Origin of the sequence: Marinobacter denitrificans (assembly GCF_008795955.1) — a bacterium.
Classification (GTDB): Bacteria; Pseudomonadota; Gammaproteobacteria; order Pseudomonadales; family Oleiphilaceae; genus Marinobacter; species Marinobacter denitrificans.
The window spans coordinates 16,669-34,059 of the sequence record NZ_VMHN01000006.1 but is presented as its reverse complement, the minus strand read 5'-3'; the positions used below and the strand labels follow the sequence as shown (position 1 = coordinate 34,059).

Annotated in this window: 15 protein-coding genes; 3 read left to right on the top strand and 12 right to left on the bottom strand. The window is 58.2% G+C overall.

What is annotated here, in order from left to right; genetic code table 11:
* Nucleotides 1–25: 25 nt before the first annotated feature.
* The 9 genes from panC to dksA form a co-directional block, all read right to left on the bottom strand.
* Entirely contained in the window at nt 26–874 is an 849-nt protein-coding gene (gene panC / locus FO268_RS16010) for a pantoate--beta-alanine ligase (RefSeq protein WP_150994270.1), read from the bottom strand.
* The gene (gene panB, locus FO268_RS16005) at nt 871–1,665 is read right to left on the bottom strand and encodes a 3-methyl-2-oxobutanoate hydroxymethyltransferase (RefSeq protein WP_150994269.1); all 795 of its coding nucleotides are present in this window, start codon (nt 1,663–1,665) and stop codon (nt 871–873) included. Before panB ends, panC begins: the two co-directional genes overlap by 4 nt.
* 131 nt (nt 1,666–1,796) lie before the next feature.
* Nucleotides 1,797–2,312 carry a 2-amino-4-hydroxy-6-hydroxymethyldihydropteridine diphosphokinase gene (folK, locus tag FO268_RS16000; RefSeq protein ID WP_150994268.1) on the bottom strand — a complete coding sequence of 172 codons (516 nt, stop codon included), beginning with the start codon at nt 2,310–2,312 and terminating at the stop codon, nt 1,797–1,799.
* Between the two features lie 2 nt (nt 2,313–2,314).
* Nucleotides 2,315–3,661, bottom strand: a complete 1,347-nt coding sequence (gene pcnB / locus FO268_RS15995) for a polynucleotide adenylyltransferase PcnB (protein ID WP_150994267.1) — start codon at nt 3,659–3,661, stop codon at nt 2,315–2,317.
* Between the two features lie 740 nt (nt 3,662–4,401).
* On the bottom strand, nt 4,402–5,808 hold the full coding sequence (locus FO268_RS15990) for a sigma-54-dependent transcriptional regulator (protein ID WP_150994266.1): 1,407 nt from the start codon (nt 5,806–5,808) through the stop codon (nt 4,402–4,404).
* 7 nt (nt 5,809–5,815) lie between these two features.
* Nucleotides 5,816–8,776: an ATP-binding protein gene (locus tag FO268_RS15985; RefSeq protein WP_150994265.1), complete on the bottom strand. Its 2,961-nt coding sequence runs from the start codon at nt 8,774–8,776 to the stop codon at nt 5,816–5,818.
* Nucleotides 8,766–8,942: a hypothetical protein gene (locus FO268_RS22855; RefSeq protein WP_191966977.1), complete on the bottom strand. Its 177-nt coding sequence runs from the start codon at nt 8,940–8,942 to the stop codon at nt 8,766–8,768. Before FO268_RS22855 ends, FO268_RS15985 begins: the two co-directional genes overlap by 11 nt.
* Before the next feature lie 50 nt (nt 8,943–8,992).
* Nucleotides 8,993–9,865, bottom strand: a complete 873-nt coding sequence (gluQRS, locus tag FO268_RS15980; RefSeq protein WP_150994264.1) for a tRNA glutamyl-Q(34) synthetase GluQRS — start codon at nt 9,863–9,865, stop codon at nt 8,993–8,995.
* Nucleotides 9,866–9,918: 53 nt separating this feature from the next.
* Nucleotides 9,919–10,359, bottom strand: a complete 441-nt coding sequence (gene dksA, locus FO268_RS15975; RefSeq protein ID WP_150994263.1) for an RNA polymerase-binding protein DksA — start codon at nt 10,357–10,359, stop codon at nt 9,919–9,921.
* A gap of 119 nt (nt 10,360–10,478) precedes the next feature.
* Between dksA and sfsA the strand changes: the two genes are divergently transcribed.
* Nucleotides 10,479–11,207 (top strand): DNA/RNA nuclease SfsA, encoded by a 729-nt coding sequence (gene sfsA, locus FO268_RS15970; RefSeq protein WP_150994262.1) that lies wholly within the window; start codon nt 10,479–10,481, stop codon nt 11,205–11,207.
* Here sfsA and FO268_RS15965 read toward each other — a convergent pair.
* Nucleotides 11,191–11,547: a Rieske (2Fe-2S) protein gene (locus FO268_RS15965; RefSeq protein WP_150994261.1), complete on the bottom strand. Its 357-nt coding sequence runs from the start codon at nt 11,545–11,547 to the stop codon at nt 11,191–11,193. The two genes, sfsA and FO268_RS15965, sit on opposite strands and share 17 nt — an antisense overlap.
* A 13-nt stretch (nt 11,548–11,560) precedes the next feature.
* On the bottom strand, nt 11,561–13,189 hold the full coding sequence (locus FO268_RS15960) for a bifunctional aminoglycoside phosphotransferase/ATP-binding protein (RefSeq protein WP_191966976.1): 1,629 nt from the start codon (nt 13,187–13,189) through the stop codon (nt 11,561–11,563).
* 29 nt (nt 13,190–13,218) lie between these two features.
* On the opposite strand from FO268_RS15960, the gene mrcB reads away from it, so the two are divergent.
* Both mrcB and FO268_RS15950 read left to right on the top strand, forming a co-directional pair.
* A complete protein-coding gene (gene mrcB, locus FO268_RS15955) occupies nt 13,219–15,585 on the top strand; it encodes a penicillin-binding protein 1B (protein WP_150994259.1) in 2,367 nt (788 codons plus the stop codon).
* The gene (locus FO268_RS15950) at nt 15,582–16,160 is read left to right on the top strand and encodes a tetratricopeptide repeat protein (protein ID WP_150994258.1); all 579 of its coding nucleotides are present in this window, start codon (nt 15,582–15,584) and stop codon (nt 16,158–16,160) included. The genes mrcB and FO268_RS15950 overlap by 4 nt, the downstream gene beginning before the upstream one ends.
* 46 nt (nt 16,161–16,206) lie before the next feature.
* Here FO268_RS15950 and FO268_RS15945 read toward each other — a convergent pair whose 3' ends face one another.
* A complete protein-coding gene (locus FO268_RS15945) occupies nt 16,207–17,142 on the bottom strand; it encodes a DUF4382 domain-containing protein (RefSeq protein WP_150994257.1) in 936 nt (311 codons plus the stop codon).
* Between the last annotated feature and the right edge of the window lie 249 nt (nt 17,143–17,391).

Sequence of the window (17,391 nt, the reverse complement as noted above, 5' to 3'; positions counted from 1 at the left end):
GGAATCCTTTCGTCAGTCTGTGTGGTTAACGGGTGATGGACAGGTTGTCGATAAGCCGTGTGGTGCCAAGAAACGCTGCCACCAGCAGTGTCAGTTCGGTATCGTCTGCGCTGGCCGGTTTGAGGGTCAGGCTGTTGGCGATATTGAAATAATCCGGACGCAAGCCGGCTTCGCTGAGGGCCTCGTTGGCTTCCTGCTCCAGGGTTACAAAATCGCTGCGGCCATTCTTGATCTGCTCTGCCGTGTTATTCAGCGTGCGATAGATGATGGGGGCGATGGCTCGCTCGTCTTCCGTCAGGAAGCCGTTGCGGGAACTCTTTGCCAGCCCGTCGTCCTCACGCACTGTCGGGCTGCCGATCACTTCCACCGGAATCATCAGGTCGCGGGTCAGTTTGCGGATAACGGCCAGCTGCTGGTAATCCTTCTCGCCGAAAACGGCAATGTCCGGTTGCACCATGTTGAACAGCATGGTGACTACCGTGGCCACCCCCTCAAAGTGACCGGGCCTGCTGGCACCGCAATGGCCATCGCTGACTTCTGGCACGATAATGCGAGTGTGCCTTGCCAGCCCCTCCGGGTAGATTTCCTCAATGGAGGGGGTGAACACCAGGGTGCTGCCAGCGGCATCCAGTCGCTCCTGGTCCTCAATCAATGTGCGCGGGTAAGTGTCGAGATCTTCAGTGGCGCCAAACTGCATGGGGTTCACGAAGATGGTGGTGACCACGATATCCGCAGCCTCCCGTGCCTTTCTCACCAGCGAGATGTGGCCCTCGTGCAGGTTGCCCATGGTAGGCACCAGTCCGATGCGTTTGCCCTGCTGGCGATAGCCGCGAAGCATGGCACGAAGTTCTTTCAGAGTATGTACGGTTCTCATGCCTTGAACGTATGCTCCTCGGCGGGAAATGAGCGGTCGCGAACAGCGGCCACGTAAGCTTCAATGGCACCTTTGACGGACCCGGACCCGGCCAGGAAGTCCTTCACAAAGCGAGGCTTGCGGCCGGTGGTCATGCCCAACATATCGTGAACAACCAGGACCTGCCCATCCGTGTCTGCGCCAGCACCAATGCCGATCACCGGTGCCTGAACGGCCTGGGTAATGCGGGCTGCAAGCGGGGCGGGAACGCATTCCAGCAGGATCACATCCGCACCGGCGGCAACCAGTTCGCAGGCGTGCTCGATCATCAGCTCGGCATGCTTTTCATCCCGGCCCTGTACCTTGTAGCCGCCAAACTTGTTGACGAACTGAGGAGTGAGGCCCAGGTGGGCGCATACCGGCACGCCACGTTCACTGAGAGCGTGAATGGTGTCTTTCATCCAGTCGGTGCCTTCCAGTTTGACCATGTGTGCACCGGCACGCATCAGATCCGCCGCATTCTCAAGCGCTGCTTCAACCGTGCCATAAGTCATAAAGGGCATGTCGGCCATGATCAACGAGCCACGGTTACCCTTGGCTACAGAGGTTACGTGATACACCATCTGGTCCATGGTGACCGGCAGTGTGCTGTCGTGCCCCTGCAGCACCATGCCGAGGGAGTCGCCGATCAGGATAACGTCAACACCAGCCTCACTGACGATCTGTGCAAAGGTGGCGTCGTAGGATGTAAGAACGGAGAAAGCTTCGCCCTTCTGCTTGTAGTCCCGCAGGGTATTGATGGTAACAGCCATAGAATCCTTGCCTTGTGGGTGGATGGGCTAAAACCGGGCCCCAAAACTGAACCGGAGTATGCCGGCAATCAGGTCTTAAGGGTAATCCGGGGGTGTTTCTGAGGCAATAGCTCCAGACCGAACCATTGGTATCAGCCCGGCGGAAAGGGTGTTCGCGCCACCGGATTGAGCTTTCGCAAGTTATTGTCCGGGCATTGTTGCCTCAGGCCTGCGAGGCTGCGGCCGTCCGGCAGAACCCGTTCCGGGTCCAGGTCCAGCAGGGGCTGGAGCACGAAGTCCCGGTTTACCAGTTCGGCGTGGGGCACTGTCAGTCGTTCGCTGTTGATGGCTTCGTTGCCATACAGCAGCAGATCCAGGTCCAGCGTTCGCGGGCCCCAATGCTGAACCCGTTCACGGCCGTGGGCCTGTTCGATGGCCTGAAGCTGGTCCAGCAGATCCAGTGGCGATAGTTCTGTGCGCAGCCAGACAGCGCCGTTCACGAAATCCGGTTGGTTCCGGGGGCCGACTGGCTCACTGCTGTAAAACGCCGATTGCGCCACCAGTTCGGTTTTTGGTAACGCTGCCAACCGGGCCACCGCACCGGCCAGCTGGCTGGCCGGGTCCGCCATGTTGCTGCCAAGCCCGACAAAGGCATCTGTGGCCGCCATGGTCAGGCCTTCTTTGCGGGTTTCTTGCGGCGACGTTTCTTGGGGCCGTCGCTGCCGAGCTGGGTCAGCATGCGTTCCTGGCCGCGCTCGTCGGCCTCCTGGAACTCTGTCCACCATTCACCCAGGCCGGGTTCGATCTCGCCGGCCGCTTCACGCACCAGGAGGAAGTCATAGGCCGCCCGGAATCGCGGGTGGGACATGGTCACAAACGCTCGCTTTCCCTGGCGCCGTGGCAGGCGCATCTGCAGTTCCCAGATCTCCTTCATGGGGCCGGAGAAGCGTTTGGGGATGGATGTGGCCTGGACCTGGCGGCCGATAGTCTTGGCAATGGCTTGGTGCAGCGCCGGCTGTACCGGTTCTCCGTTGTCCTGGCGTTTGCGCCACTCTGCTTGCAGGGCAGGCCAGAGCATGGCTGCAAACAGGAAGTAGGGCGTAACGGACTTGCCCTGGGCAATGCGGGCATCAGTATTACGCAACGCGTTGCGGATCAGCTCGTCCGGCTGGCCGTTGTCTATGGCTTGCACGGTTTCCGGAAAGAGCGGCGCCAGCAGGTTGTATTCGCTGAGCAGGTCGTAGGTGGCCTCACCGTAGCCGGCGGAGAACAGCTTCAGCACTTCTTCGAACAACCGCGCCGGCGGGATGTGTGTCAGCAGCGGTGCCAGCTCCCGGATCGGGGCTTCGGTTTCCGGTTCTATATCGAAGCCGAGCTTGGCCGCGAATCGAACGGCGCGGAGCATGCGTACCGGGTCTTCACGGTAGCGGGTTTCCGGGTCGCCGATCAGTCTCATCTGGCGGTTGTTCAGGTCTTCGATACCATTGGCGAAGTCCACCACGGTGAAGTCGCGAATGCAGTAATAAAGGGCATTGACGGTGAAGTCACGGCGCAGGGCGTCTTCCTCCTGGTTGCCGTAGACGTTATCCCTTAACAACAGGCCATGTTCGCTGGTCCTGCGGTCATCGTCCTCGTCGTTGTCTTCTTCCGTTTCTGCGGCGTTACCACGAAAAGTGGTGACTTCAATGACTTCGCGCCCGAACAGAACATGGACGATGCGAAAGCGCCGGCCAATCAGTCTGGAATTGCGGAACAGGTCATGCACCTCTTCCGGGGTGGCGTTGGTTGCGATGTCAAAGTCTTTGGGCTTGCCGCCAAGAAGGATGTCCCTGACACCGCCGCCGACCAGATAGGCTTCGTAGCCGGCACTGTTCAGGCGGCTGAGCACCTTTTTGGCAGGCTCGCTGATGGCGGAGCGGGAGACATTATGCTGGTCCCGGGGGATTTCCCGGCGCTGGTAGGTGCGGGCTTTTTTCTTCCCGTTTCCTGACACGTATGACAATAGTCGTTTAAGCATTGAATTCCGTTATTGCGGTGAGCAAAAGCGAGAGTTTAACGGTTTGGGCGGGATTTGCACATGTCTGGCGCCATAAGCCTGCGAAAACAGCTTGCGGAGGGGCTGATGTGGCCAGGTTGGAAAACCGTTGGGCCAGATAATCAAAAGGCGGATCCGTTTTTACGAATCCGCCCTGAAAGCGTTGACGATCTGCATTGTTTTTGTTTTTACCGGGATTTTTCTTCGTTGTTCTGCCCCACTGTCAATCCCCAAACTCAGGGATCTCAGTAGTGCAAACGGAAAGCTTTGAATACACAGAGCAGTCAGAGACACAGGGCGGGCTATCGGGTAAATGCAGTGCCGTCTGAGCGACGATTCTTCTCCACATCTACAACCCGCACTTGCCGTGGGACCACTAAAAAGCAAAGTACCCAAAACACTCAGTTCGCTCACGTTCTGTTTTTGTTTTTGTTACCGAACGTCTTCTACAGCTTTTTGTTCTTGTTGTTGGCGCTGCGTTGTCACTGTTGTTTTTGTTGTTGTGCGCCCTAAAGAGTGCAGTCCGTGTGCCAGTTTTTGAAAAATGTTTATTAACAGTAGGTTAGTGTTTCGCAATCTATAAGGGAGGGTACGTATAAGTCCGAAGTGTTACTGTGCGCTCGTTTTTTAGATCGCGGGTGTTACCGTGAGGAACACGGGGTAACAACTGAGCGCGGGTTCACAGTTTTCCGGTAGCACCCGCCTGATTCGGTGGTTTCCCATCAATTACCTGAGCTTTTCTTACGGGGAATACCAAGGCGCTGGCGCCGCTCCCACAAAGACTTGCGGCTGATGCCAAGTTTCTGGGCGAGCTCGGTTTCACTCATACGCTCCTGATTCTCCAGTACAAAATGCTGGAAATAGTCTTCAAGGGAGAGATCGGAGGTGGATTCGGCTTCCCGCGAAAGGGTCTGTTCGTTATCGCCCTCTACCAGGGATTCCGGAATGTTCACATCGCCACCTTCGCCATCGAGATCCAGTAGGGACGGGGTAATCAGGTCGTTGTCGCAAAGGATGGTTGCCCGTTCGATGGCATTCTCCAGCTCCCTGACGTTACCGGGCCACCGGTGGCGCTCCAGTGCACGCATGGCCTCTGGCGTCAGGTTGAGGTTGGGTTTCCCCATTTTCTCGCCCTGCCTTTTGAGAAAGCGCTGGGCCAGGCCCAGTATGTCTGCCTGGCGTTCCCTCAGGGGCGGAATGCGAACCTGCATAACGTTCAGGCGATAGAACAGATCTTCCCGGAATTCGCCGGTACGGGTCATGGCCTTGAGGTTACGGTGGGTGGCGGCGATCATGCGCACATCTACCTGGCGGCTCTGGGTGGAACCTACCTTTCGTATCTCCCCTTCCTGGAGGACTCGTAACAGTCGCGCCTGGGCCTCGGCGGGCAGTTCGCCGATTTCGTCCAGAAACAGGCTGCCGCCGTCTGCAGCTTCGATCAGGCCAGTACGGGCGGAAACAGCACCGGTAAATGATCCCTTTTCATGGCCGAACAGCTCCGACTCGATCAGACTTTCCGGAATAGCTGCGCAGTTTACCGAAATGAGGGGGCGGGCCGCCCGTGGGCTCATCAAATGCAGTGCCCTTGCCGCAAGCTCTTTACCAGTGCCTGATTCGCCCTGGATCAGCACCGTGGTCTCGGTAGGGGCCACTTTGCGGATCAGGGTGAATACCTTCTGCATGGCCTCGCAGTGGCCAAACATAATGGCGGCAGGGTCGCTGGCAGGATCACTCGCGGTACCACGATCGCTTCTTTCCTCTGCTGTGCTGGCCGCCTGTGGCTGCCGGGCAAGGATGCTTTCCACCGCTTCCAGCATTTCCTCGTGGTCGAACGGCTTGGCGATGTACTCCACTGCGCCCATCTTCATGGAGTCTACTGCAGAGCGCAGGCTGGCATAGCTGGTCATGATCAGCACCGGTGTATCAGGCGCGCGCCTGATCAGCTCTGTGCCCGGGGCGCCGGGTAGCCGCAGGTCGGAAATGATCAGGTCGAATTGGGCGGGGTCGTGGTTGTCTTCTGCTTCTTCTACCGATCCCGCATCCGCGACTTCGTAGCCTGCGTGTGTGAGCAGCTTGCGAACCGCTGAACGGATAATCTCTTCATCTTCTACGATAAGAATACGAGGCATAACGGTTTTACGACCCTTGGTTCTGGCTGATGGTGGTTTCGGCGTCCGGTTCGTAGGCGGGTAACCTCATGCGCACGCATGTTCCCCGGCCCAGTTCGGCATTTACCGGACTGTCCACCTGTATGTTGCCGTAGTGCTCTTCAATGATGCTGTACACCAGTGATAACCCAAGGCCGGTTCCCTTGTTGGGTGCCTTGGTGGTGTAAAAAGGCTCGAATATATGATCCAGCTGCTCTGTGGGTATGCCGGACCCTTCATCGGTGACTTCGATGATAGCGGAGTAGCCGTCGAGGTTTCCACTGATGCGCACCTTTCCACCGACCGGTGAGGCGTCACGGGCGTTGGCCAGCAGGTTGATGAATACCTGAACCAGCCTCTGCTCGTCGCCAAGGATCAACAGGTCTTGGGGGCAGTCGTTGACATAGTGGACCCCCATGCTTTTATCGCTGAGTGAGAGCAGGTTGATGGACTCATCGACACAACGGCGAATGGCTATCGGCTCATAGCGGTTGGCATGGGCATGGTTGCCGGTACGGGCGAAGTTCATCAGCGACTGGAGAATGGTGGATATGCGCCGGGTCTGTTGCTGGATCTGGTCGGCAGTAGAGAGGATGTCCGGGTCATCCGTTTCCAGTTTCAGATTCTGCGCCAGTGAGGAGATGCCGGTGACAGGGTTGCCGATCTCGTGGGCAACGCCTGCCGCTAACCGACCAACAGAGGCCAGCCGTTCGCTGTGCATGAGCTCGTCTTCCAACAGCCGCGTTTCGGTCTGGTCCTCCACCAGTATAATGCTGCCGCCCTCGGTATGATCCGGGCCGCTCAGCGCTGCCTTGTGAAGGTTCAGCCAGTGGGGCCGGCCTTTCAGGTCCAGCCTGTGCTTATATCGATGCAGATCCTCGCCGCTGTTGAAGTCGTCCAGCAACAGGTGCCAGTGCTCCGGCAATGCCATCAGGCGCGCGCCTACGACGTCATCGGCGGTAATGCCGGTGAGGCTTTCCATCGCGTTATTCCACATCAGTATTTCGCCATCTTCACCCACCGAGCAGGCGGGGATAGGCAGGTTCTGAAGGGTTTGACGGTAATGCCGGCGCAGGTTGTCCAGCTCGCCGGCGAGGCCGGTCAGACGGTTCTGGTAGTCACCCAGGGCGCGTTCAACGTAGCGGATGTCCTGGGCCGTCCCACCGCTCGCCATGGGTTTGTAGCCAAGGTGCCGTTTGACCAGATCCCTTGCAACCGCCGGGCCCAGAAGGCCCGAAAGGTTCACCTCTACCCGGTCGCGAAGGCGCCTGAGCTGATAGGGGCGGTATTCCACATTGGGGAGTTTGAGCTGGGTCAGCGCCCGTTCCACTTCCCGTCTGGCAACGCCAAGCCCCAGAGGTACCGCCAGTTGCCGTATAAAATCTGCCGAGGATGTGGCCAGTAGTTCCCTGCGCTGGGGGCGTGAAAGCGCGCCCAGGGAGCAGGCTTCGGCGGCGCCGGCTTCTTCGGCGCTGCTGGTGCTGAGCACCGAAATCAGCGCAAATACCACGACGTTCACTGTCAGGCTGACGAACGTAAAAATATGCCAGTTGCTGTAGTCCGGCACCATGGGTGCGCCGAGAAATTCCAGCAGGTTGGCGGTATGGGAAAATGGCAGCACCAGGGTAACCACCCAGATGGTCAGCCCGGATACCAGGCCGGCAATCAGCCCGCGGCGGTTGCCTTCAGGCCAGTAGATCACCCCCAGAGCCCCGGGTAACAATTGAAGCATGCCCGACAGTGATATTGCACCGAGGATGGACAGATCCAGGTTCTTGCCCAGGGTTTCGTGAAACAGCAATGCCGCAAAGATGATGGCGGCAATTAGTAAGCGTTTGACCCACCTCAGCCAGTGATAGATGTCACCCTGGTCTTTCGGAGTGCGCAGAGGGAGTACCGCGTGGTTCAGGACCATGCCTGCCAGCGCCAGGGTACTGACAATCATCAACCCGCTGGCAGCAGAAAGCCCTGCAATATACATCAACAGTGTCAGTGCCGGGCTGCCGAGCGCCTGGGCTACGCCAATAGCGTAGAAGTCGGGGCCAGTCGTCGCCGCCAGAGCCTGGCCGCCCCAGAGAATCAGCGGCACCGGCAGGCCCAGCAACAGCAGATAGAGGGGGAGGCCCCAGCTGGCCTTGGCCAGCGCCTTGGGGGAGGGGTTCTCACTGAAGGTCATGTGGTACATGTGGGGAAGGACCAGAGCAGCGGCAAAGGACATCAGCATCAATGCCCGCCAACTGCCATCGTCAATGCTCATGGTCATGGAGCTGACCGGCGTCCTCTGTTCTGCCAGCCAGGTTTCCAGTCCTCCCATGCCGTCAAACACGCCGAACAGGATGACCCCTCCCAGGGTGAGCAGGGCAAAAAGCTTGACCAGGGAGTCGAACGCAATTGCCAGCACCAGGCCCTGATGGTTTTCCGACCCCTGGCTGCGCCGCGTACCGAACAGCATGGCGAACAACACCACGGTAATGCTGAATAGAATGCTGATCAGCCGGGGTGAGGTGTCTGGTGCCAACAGGCTGGCTGAGGTGGATACGGCCTGAATCTGCATGCTCAGCAGGGAGAGTATGGCGGCGCCGGAACAGATGGTGACCAGGGTACCGGCCCACTGGCTTCGATACCGATAGGCAAACAGGTCGGCAAGGGAGGTGAGCTGATAGGCGCGGCCAATCCTCATGACCGGGTTGAGGAGCACCGGTGCCAGCAGAAAGGCACCACTGATGCCCAGATAATAGGCCAGAAAGCCGAATCCGGATTCCGCTGCCATGCCCACCGCGGCATAGACCGCCCAGATGCCGGCGTAGACGCCGAGGCTCAGGGTATAGACGAGGGGGTGTCGGACCCAGCCGCGGGGCAGCACGCCCTTTTCGGTAATCCACGCGATGCCGAACAGCAGGATCAGATACAGCAGACTGGCCAGTAGCAGGCCGGGAGCGCTAAAACTCATTGGGATCCCGGCGCCATTCCAGCCAGAAGCCGATAGCGATCAGGCCAGCCCAGATGACGTAGGGGCTGTACCAGGCATTCTCTGGTGAGGTCCACCAGTCAAGAATGTTGGGCGAGAATATGTAGATGGCCAGAACCAGAAGGAAGACCAGACGGTAGATATACATCAGGCATGATATCCGCACTGTCGTTTGTGAGAAGCTTTATAACATGTCGTTCACCGAGCTGTCAGGTGAATCCGCTCCGGCGCCCAGTTGGCTGTAGCCCGGTCGAGCAGGGTATCGATGTCTGGTGCGCCCGACAACAAAACGGTGTTCTGGCCCAGTGCTGCGAGGGCCCGTTCCAGGTTGTCTTTCGCTTTCCGGTCATCCAGGGCCGGTGCGTGGTTCTGCTTGCTGAGCTTCTGCCCCTCGGCATTGAGGATGACCGGAATGTGCATCCAGCGCGGCGGTTGAGCGCCCAGGGCCCGGTTGATTTGCTGTTGCTGCGCGGTCATGTCGAGCAGGTCAGACCCCCTCACCACGTGGGTAATCCCCTGGTGAATGTCGTCGGCAACCACTGCCAGCTGATAGGCATAGAATCCTTCCTTGCGGAGGATGACCGGGTCGTCCAATTCGGCATGTACGGTCTGCGACTGAGGCCCCAGTAACTGGTCCTGCCACTCGCTTTGTTCATCGTGCAGGGCAAAGCGGATAGCGAACGGCCGTTCGCCAGGGTTGGTATGGCCCTCGCGGCAGTGTTCCGGGTGTCTGCCCCCATTTTCACTGAGCTGCTTGCGTGAGCAGGCGCAACGGTAGGCGAGCCCGCGATCCAGAAGCTGGTTGATCAGCGTGTGGTAGTAAGCATGGCATTCAGATTGGAAACGCACCGGCTCGTCGGAACGCAAGCCATGGGCTTCAAGACTCGCCAGTATGCGCGCGGTGGCTTCGGGTGATTCCCTTAGAGGGTCGAGATCTTCGATGCGGACAAGCCACGTGCCGCCGCGTTTGCGGGCCTCAAGATAACTGGCGACGGCCGTAACCAGCGAGCCAAAATGCAGCGGGCCGGTTGGGGAGGGCGCAAAGCGACCCCGATAAGAGGATTCAGCCATGGTCAGTGCCTGCTGGCCCTCTTTCAGGGGCCAGCGTGCTCAGAAGACGGGCATTAAATACCGGTCTGGCGCTCGCGGATTTCTGCGAGGGTTTTGCAGTCGATACACAGTGTTGCGGTGGGGCGTGCCTCGAGGCGGCGAATGCCGATCTCAACACCGCACTGGTCGCAGAAACCGTAATCGTCCTTGTCGATGCGGTCGATGGTCTGGTCAATTTTCTTGATCAGCTTGCGCTCGCGGTCACGGGTGCGCAGTTCCAGGCTGAATTCCTCTTCCTGGGTTGCGCGGTCGCTGGGATCCGCGTAATTTGCGGCGTCTTCCTGCATATGGTGCATGGTGCGATCCACTTCTTCCATCAGCTCCTGCTTCCATTGCAGAAGCAGTTGCTTGAAGTGCTCGAGCATGTCAGCACTCATGTACTCTTCACCCTTTTTCAACTCATACGGGGTGAAGTTGGTAATACGTTCGCGTGGTTGTGCTGCAGTATTTGCCATTGAATACGGCCTCTTATAATCCTGAAAAGCACTCGCCCTGAAACGGGAATTTGCGGAAAATAGCAGATTACTCTCAGGGGCGCCAGCCTTGTGACAACAACTTTAGCATGGAGTCATAAATGAAGTTACCCGCTCCGCTCATCGAAGGCCGTTTGCTTCGCCGCTATAAACGTTTCCTGGCAGATGTATTGTTACCGGATGGCAATGAAGTGATCGCGCATTGCCCCAACACAGGCTCCATGCTGGGCTGCCAGCCGGTGGACGCGCGAGTCTGGCTGAGCGCCAGTGACAACCCGAAGCGCAAACTGAAGTACACCTGGGAGCTGGTTGAAACGGCCCCTGAGGAAGTGGCCTGCATCAACACGTCACGGCCCAATAATCAGGCTCGTGAAGCGATTGAGCAGGGGTTGGTGCCGGAGCTGGCGGGCTACGGCCATTGCCGGGCTGAGGTGCGTTACGGTACCGAGAAAAGCCGGATTGATCTGCATTTGTCTGGCCACCCAAGCCTTGCCGATGCCTGGGTTGAGGTCAAGAACGTCACCCTGTGTGAGGATGGCCGGGGCTATTTTCCGGATGCGGTAACAACCCGGGGGCAGAAACATTTACGGGAGCTGATGGCTCAGGCTCGAGCAGGAGAGCGAGCAGTGCTCTTCTTTGTGGTCAACCATACCGGCATAAGCAGCGTACGCCCGGCGGACCACATCGACCGGGCCTATGGCGAGCTCCTGCGGGAAGCCGATGCGGCCGGGGTAGAACTGTTGGCCTACAGGGCCAGGCTGACTGGGCCAAAAGGGCCGGATGGGGAGATCTCTCTGGCGGAATCTGTGCCGGTCATTCTGGAAGCCTGACCAGAATTGTGCCGTTGTCGTCCGTAATCTCGAGGGGTGTCAGGGCTTCACCCTGACAGGGGCCTGCGATGCACTCACCGTTCTCGGGAATGAACAGTGCAGCATGATTGGCGCACTGGATAAAGCAGTTGTCCGGGTCCATGAACCGGCCGGGCATCCAGTTCAGCTCTATGCCCAGGTGAGGGCAGTGGTTCAGGTAGGCGTAAAGGTGGCCATCCCGTTCGAAGATAAAGCCGCTTCGTTCGTTTTGCCCGTCGTGGCTGTTGCCGAGGGTAAATTCCACGAACTGCCCCCCGGCAAGTTCATTGCGTTGGCAGACTGCCTGCCGGTCATTTGTCATCGTTCCTCCGGATTCATGCGCCGGGCAGTCCGAAGTGCTGGCGGATTCGGTCTGCCACGGCTTCCGCCACGTGCTCCTGGTCCGTATGCAGGTGGATGGTGTGGGTCTTCTCTTCGGTAGTCAGTGGCTCAAACCAGGTTTCCTGCACCTCAAGCAGCTCTTCGGTGGCCTCGGAGGCGTCACCAGAGCGCTGGCCGATCCATTCCCGGCGGCTTTCCAGTGGCGCCTCACAGTGAATCAGCGCGAATGGCATGCCCCGGCTTTCCGCCACGTCAGCCAGCATTTCGCGTTCAGCCTGTTTCAGACAGGCCGCATCCACAATAACGGCCATGCCGCTTGTCAGCAATTCGCCCGCAAGGTCCGCCAGACGCTGGTAGGTGCGCTGGTTGGCTTCGTCTGTATAAAGGTTCTCTCCAGTGGGCGAGCTGCTTTGGTCAAGCGGCCCGAGGCCAAACAGGCGCTTGCGCTCGACATCCGAGCGCAGCCGGATCAGGCCCAGTTCTGAAGCCATAGAACCGCTCACCAGGGATTTTCCGCTGGCTGAAAGCCCTGTAGTGGCTAACAGGTAGGGATTGGGGATGGCGCTGTAATCTTCAGCCAGTTGGGCGTAATCGCGGTACTTCTGCATCAGGCCTTCTTTGTCAGCCTCGGAGAGCGACGGATTGCCCATGGTAAACAGCGCAATCTTGGCCCGCACCATGGCACGATAGGCCTTGTACAGGGGCAGCAGCGGCAGGGCATTGTAATCACCCCGGTATTCCAGGTACGTGTTCAGAACCAGGTTTGCCAGTTCCGGCTCGCGACGGGATTCCAGGTCCATCAGCAGGAAGGCGAGGTCATTGATGACGTCGATCCAGCGGAAAGGTTCGCTGAACTCGATGCAGTCGAACACCGTTACCTCCCCCTCATATACGGTGATATTTGCCAGGTGCAGGTCGCCATGGCATTCGCGAACGAAACCGTTTTCGTAGCGTTGCGCGATAAGGGGGGAATGGCGTTCGAAGGTGGTGCGGGCCCACTGTTCAAGGTTGTCCAGTTGCAGCAGCAACGCCTCGTCATCAACCATGGGGCGAATCTGGTCGAAGTTTTCCTGCATGCCAGCGTAAACCGCCTCTGGCGTGCCCAGGGGTTTGCCGGGCGTGATCGGCGGTTGCTTCTCGTGGAAATCTGCCACCTGGCGGGCCAGGCTGGTGAGCAGTTCCGGCGTGAGTTTGCTGTTTTCCTGTCGCACGTCGAACAGGTCGTTCTGGTCAAACTGGCGCATACGAATGGCGTATTCGAATGCTTCGCCCCCGCCGCCGAATTCCGGCGCCTCTGTCGAGCCGGTGATGGGCAACACGTCGAGGTAAAGGTTACCGGCAAGGCGGCGATTCAGGCGCAATTCCTCTTCGCAGAAGTGTTTGCGCCGCTCCAGAGTCGAGAAGTCGAGAAAGCCGAAATCCATGGGTTTCTTGATTTTGTAGGCGAAGTCGCCGGTCAGGATGACCCAGGAGATATGCGTCTCGAGAACCTGAAACTCTTTTACCGGGTGGTCGTACAGCGCCGGATTCTGCAGTGCCAGAATCAGACTATCGGAATTTGCATCGCTCACGGTTCTCTCCTTGGGTTCCTCGAACTCATTGATTTTTATTGCGCCTATCATAGCGGGCAGATTACAGAAATAACACACAGATGGCCTGCCTCACCGATGCCGGTATTCGTTATAATCCCGCCATGAAAAAATCCGCTTCTCCCAAAAAATCCCCGAAAAAAAACAATCGCAAAGGTAAAGGCGCCCGCAAGCCCTGGTTCTGGCAGCTGTTTCTCCGCGTATTTTTCATTGGTGTGGTACTGCTGGCCGGCTGGATGGTCTACCTCGATGCCGTGGTGACCTCCCGCTTTGAAGGCCGCCGCTTTGAGGTGCCATCACGGGTCTATGCAAGGCCACTGGAGCTGTACGATGGTGCCAGTGTGAGCTCCGGAGCGTTGCAGCGGGAACTTGAACTGTCTGGTTACCGTGCCGGGGATGGCCGTAAGGCGGGCACCTATCGTCGCAGTGGAGGGCACTTCGAGATCAGCACCCGAGGCTTTTTGTTCACGGACGGGCTGGAGCCGCGTCGGCGGCTGTCGCTGAATATCTACGGCGACAGGGTACAGGAGTTCAGGGTGCTGTCGGGTGACCCTTCGCCCATTGTCCGCCTGGAACCAGCCCAGATTGGTGGGATATATCCGGCCCATAAAGAAGATCGCGTACTGGTTCAGCTTGATGATGTCCCGGATCTTTTCACCGATGTGTTGCTGGCCGTCGAAGACAGAAACTTCCATGACCATCACGGTGTTGCGCCTCTGTCCATTGCCAGGGCAATGCTTGCCAACATTCGCGCCGGCCGGATTGTGCAGGGGGGCAGCACCCTGACCCAGCAACTGGTGAAGAACTTTTTTCTGACCCGGGAACAGACCTTGCTGCGAAAGGGTAACGAGGCACTGATGTCGGTTCTGCTCGAACTGCATTACGAGAAAGACGACATTCTGGAAACCTATCTCAACGAGGTTTACCTGGGCCAGGCGGGCACCCGGGCCATTCACGGTTTCGGGCTGGCAAGCCAGTTCTACTTTGGTGAGTCCATTCGTGACATCGAAGCCCATCAGGTGGCGTTGCTGGTGGGGATGGTCAAGGGGCCGAGTTACTACAATCCCCGGCGCCACCCGGAGCGAGCCCTTTCCCGTCGCAACCTGGTCATAGATGTCATGGCCGAAACCGGCCTCATTGGTGAAGAACAAGCCGCCAGGGCACGCGCTCAGCCCCTTGGAGTCACCGACCGGGCCTCCTACTCGGAAAATCGCTATCCGGCCTATATCGATCTGGTGCGTCGCCACCTGGCCAGGGATTACAAACAGGAAGACCTGCAAAGTGAAGGCCTGCGAATCTTCACCACCCTGGACCCGGCCATTCAGTATGCGGCCGAGTTTTCCGTAAAGGATATGCTTTCCCGCATGGAGGGAAGTTCCGACACAGTGCTGGAATCCGCGCTGGTTGTTACTTCCCGTGACAGCGGTGAGGTACTGGCGCTTGTAGGCGGTCGCGACCCGCAATATGCCGGCTTCAACCGCGCCCTGGATGCGCGGCGGCCGATTGGTTCGCTGATCAAACCCTTCATTTACCTGACCGCTCTTCAGCAACCCGAGCGCTACAACCTGATTACGCCGGTGGAAGACACGGGTTTTTCCCTGGTGTTCGACGATGGCAGGCGTTGGGAGCCCAAAAACTACGATGGTGAAGAGAGAGGGCTGGTGCCCCTGCATAAGGCCCTGTCGCACTCGTATAATTTCCCGGCCGTGCGCGTGGGCCTGGATGTAGGAATTGACTCCGTGAAGTCCACGCTCCAGAGCTTTGGGGTCACCACCGGGATATCCGAGTACCCTTCCATGTTGCTGGGTTCAGTGGCAATGACACCGGTAACCGTGGCCCAGATCTATCAGGGGCTGGCTACATCGGGATTCAACACGCCCTTGAGAACCATCCGGCAGGTAACGGATGCGCAAGGTGAAGCGCTTTCGCGCTACCGCCTGAAAGTGGACCAGGTGGCTGACCCAGCCGCTGTGCACCTTGTTCAGTATGTGATGCAGGAAACCATGCAGGAGGGTACGGGCCGATCCGTTTACCGCACAGTGCCACGCGAACTGACGCTTGCAGGCAAGACCGGAACCACCGATGATGGCCGCGATTCCTGGTTTGCCGGTTTCAGTGGAGACCTGCTCGCGGTTAGCTGGGTTGGCCGTGATGACAACGGCCCCACCTCCCTGACCGGCGCCACCGGGGCGTTGCCGGTCTGGTCCCGGTTCATGAGCCAGGTACCCCAGCACGGATTCTCGCCGGTAGTGCCGGATGGCGTGAAGTACCACTGGGTGAACCCGGCGGAAGGCGCCCTGACTGACGAACACTGTGAAAATGCACGCCTTGTGCCGTTCATCACCGGCAGCGAACCCGAGATAGAGGTTTCCTGCGGCGGTAATATGGAACGACGTATACGGGGCTGGTTTGAAGGACTGTTTCAATGAATAAACACACATTCAGATATGCGGGTGTAATGGCACTGGCGCTTGTAGTGGCCGGCTGTGCCTCGGCCCCGGGTGGCGGTTCCATCTACGTGCCGGCGGGGGATTCCTCGTCCCGGGATGAGGCTCCCGAACCGCCACAGACCAGCGAAAGCGACGGGGATGAGCCGAGGGTGGAGCGCAAGAGCGAGCAGCCCGAGGAGCCGGGGCGCGAAGAGGAATACAGCTCGCCGAGCTATCAGGATGAAGGCGACGCACTCTCGCCTGCCGCCAGAAGCCTGATCAAGCGTGCCGACAGCCTGATGGCCGCTGGCGATACCCAGGCGGCGTTAGCTCAACTGGAGCGCGCGCAGCGGATAGCCCCGCGTTCTGCGGCGGTTTACTTCAAACTTTCGGAGGCCTATGTCGCCCAGGACCAGTTGGGCTCGGCAGAACAATTCACCCTCAAAGGGCTGTCGCTGGCAGGCAGTGATTCGTCACTGCAGCGTGCAGGATGGTTGCTGCTGGCGGACATTCGTCGTGCCAGGGGGAATGTGGCTGGGGCGGATCAGGCCGAGGCTCGAGCTGCCAATCTGTGAATAAAAAAATCCCCGCCGGAAGCTCCGGCGGGGATCTTGCTATCGGTTAGTTAAACTGGACCAGCGGAATGGTGTCTGCTTCAGTTTCAACACCCGCTTCCACGGTTACGTTCTGCGTTCCGTCGAATTCCAGTTCATCGTCCAGCTCGTTGTCGTCCAGCTGGCAGGAGTAACTTACGGTGTAGTCTCCCGCGGTGAGGAATGCGGCAGTGTAGCTGTAAAGACCGTCATCTGGGTTGGCAGTCACGGGTACGACCATGAGTGGCCCGCCTTCTTCATTGATGTTCAGGTCGGTCGGCTCGACATCCGCGCCTTGGTAGATGTAGGCAGAGCCGTCATAGGCACAGTCTAGCTTGGAATCGTCCGTATCGTCGGTCCCGCGAGTTTGCTGTATGGCAGAGAAATCCACCTGGCCAGTGATTGAGCCCACTTCCAGATTATCGATCAGGCGCAGTGCCGGTTTGAGATAGTAGTCGGCCTGACCACCCTGTGGATTCACGATGGACTTACGAACGTCAAAGTCGATAGTAAAATTGTTGTCCCCGCCCTGAGCAATGGTAAAGCCACTAACGAGCTTCAGGCCAGTTTGGGCGCCGGACGGGATAAACAGAGTTTTCTCACTGCCGTCTACCTCAGATACATAAGAATTGTCGACATTCAGTGTCAGCCTGATCCACTCATATTCACCAGCGGGGAATTCCTGGTCTTCCAGCAAGGGAGCACTCTCGCCGCCCTGAAGGGTCAGAAGGTCAAGCGTTTTGGCTTCGTCGAAAGTGAACTCAATTGCTTCACCGTCTGCCGGCTTTACGGACAATCCGGTAAAAGTCACAACCACTTCAGTGAACTGTGCTGTTGGAGCATCGGTTACGTCAAACGACGCGGTGCCAGTTGCATCACTATCACTGCTTCCACTTCCCCCACAGGCGGCAACAGCAGCTGCCAGTGCGGTAATGCTCAAACCTTTGATCAACCCATAATTCATAAATTATCTCCAGTACTGCAGTTCAATAAACTCGTTGGCCAACTTTGTTGGTATGATGTCGGTCTTCCTATACCCTCTGGCGGAGTCCGAGCCTGGAAATACAACGCTGGGGGTTGGTCAAAGGTTCCTGTTGGTCGTGTTACAAAATGTACAGGTGGCCATTCGTTATCAGCGGATGGCGTCACGCATGCCGGAGTATTTCTGGTATAAGCTTTCGCTTTTTATGAATGTTCATGGGTTAGTATTTTG

What these genes read in the sequence shown, in the direction of transcription:
- panC (WP_150994270.1), bottom strand. Translation starts at nt 874, where the DNA reads ATGAGAACCGTACATACTCTGAAAGAACTTCGTGCCATGCTTCGCGGC.
- panB (WP_150994269.1), bottom strand. Translation starts at nt 1,665, where the DNA reads ATGGCTGTTACCATCAATACCCTGCGGGACTACAAGCAGAAGGGCGAA.
- folK (WP_150994268.1), bottom strand. Translation starts at nt 2,312, where the DNA reads ATGGCGGCCACAGATGCCTTTGTCGGGCTTGGCAGCAACATGGCGGAC.
- pcnB (WP_150994267.1), bottom strand. Translation starts at nt 3,661, where the DNA reads ATGCTTAAACGACTATTGTCATACGTGTCAGGAAACGGGAAGAAAAAA.
- FO268_RS15990 (WP_150994266.1), bottom strand. Translation starts at nt 5,808, where the DNA reads ATGCCTCGTATTCTTATCGTAGAAGATGAAGAGATTATCCGTTCAGCG.
- FO268_RS15985 (WP_150994265.1), bottom strand. Translation starts at nt 8,776, where the DNA reads ATGAGTTTTAGCGCTCCCGGCCTGCTACTGGCCAGTCTGCTGTATCTG.
- FO268_RS22855 (WP_191966977.1), bottom strand. Translation starts at nt 8,942, where the DNA reads ATGTATATCTACCGTCTGGTCTTCCTTCTGGTTCTGGCCATCTACATA.
- gluQRS (WP_150994264.1), bottom strand. Translation starts at nt 9,865, where the DNA reads ATGGCTGAATCCTCTTATCGGGGTCGCTTTGCGCCCTCCCCAACCGGC.
- dksA (WP_150994263.1), bottom strand. Translation starts at nt 10,359, where the DNA reads ATGGCAAATACTGCAGCACAACCACGCGAACGTATTACCAACTTCACC.
- sfsA (WP_150994262.1), top strand. Translation starts at nt 10,479, where the DNA reads ATGAAGTTACCCGCTCCGCTCATCGAAGGCCGTTTGCTTCGCCGCTAT.
- FO268_RS15965 (WP_150994261.1), bottom strand. Translation starts at nt 11,547, where the DNA reads ATGACAAATGACCGGCAGGCAGTCTGCCAACGCAATGAACTTGCCGGG.
- FO268_RS15960 (WP_191966976.1), bottom strand. Translation starts at nt 13,189, where the DNA reads ATGATAGGCGCAATAAAAATCAATGAGTTCGAGGAACCCAAGGAGAGA.
- mrcB (WP_150994259.1), top strand. Translation starts at nt 13,219, where the DNA reads ATGGCCTGCCTCACCGATGCCGGTATTCGTTATAATCCCGCCATGAAA.
- FO268_RS15950 (WP_150994258.1), top strand. Translation starts at nt 15,582, where the DNA reads ATGAATAAACACACATTCAGATATGCGGGTGTAATGGCACTGGCGCTT.
- FO268_RS15945 (WP_150994257.1), bottom strand. Translation starts at nt 17,142, where the DNA reads ATGAATTATGGGTTGATCAAAGGTTTGAGCATTACCGCACTGGCAGCT.